This window comes from Chloroflexaceae bacterium, from assembly GCA_025057155.1.
Lineage (GTDB): Bacteria > Chloroflexota > Chloroflexia > Chloroflexales > Chloroflexaceae > JACAEO01.
Genome location: JANWYD010000170.1, coordinates 1 through 526 on the forward strand (window position 1 = coordinate 1; position 526 = coordinate 526).

Annotated in this window: 2 protein-coding genes; both read left to right on the forward strand. The window is 59.1% G+C overall.

All coding sequences use genetic code 11. From position 1 onward, the window contains the following. Positions 1 to 55 precede the first annotated feature (55 nt). Positions 56 to 208, forward strand: coding sequence for a hypothetical protein (locus tag NZU74_20845; GenBank protein MCS6883770.1), 153 nt, complete (start codon positions 56 to 58; stop codon positions 206 to 208). Between the two features lie 127 nt (positions 209 to 335). Beyond that, positions 336 to 526 (forward strand): hypothetical protein (locus tag NZU74_20850; GenBank protein ID MCS6883771.1); only part of this gene is annotated, 191 nt, incomplete at its 3' end.

A 526-nucleotide genomic window follows, 5' to 3' on the forward strand; every position in this document is an offset into this window, starting at 1 on the left:
CTGGAGAGTTTGAATCGAACGCTATAGTGGGGTATAATGCAACTGGAGGCTACCTATGAATAAGCTCGGTCTGATACTGGCTCTGGCGGCGCTGCTCGGCGCGGGCGCTGCCGCGATTATCGTCGGCGCGAAGGGCAACGGAACCACCCCGACCGCTGTTGTGTCCACTCCCGAGAAAGCGTCCTGCTGCTCTGGGCACAACAAGTAAAAAACCCATCGCAGGGGGCAATACCCTTTGTGTGAAGCGAGATTCCTCGCTGCGCTCGGAACGACAAGCAGCCCACCGAGCAAGCTCTGTCATTCCGAGCGCAGCGAGGAATCTGTCTACTGAAACCATGCTGCGCAAAGCCATCGTGCCGATGGCGGGATTGGGCACGCGCCTGTATCCCATAGGCGTTGTTTTACCAAAGGGGCTGACGCCGTTCGTACTGGCAGACGGCAGGCTGACCACGGGACTGCAGCTCATCGCTGGGACTCTGCTGGCAGCGGGCGTCGAACAGATTGGCGTGGTGGTTTCTCCTGAGAA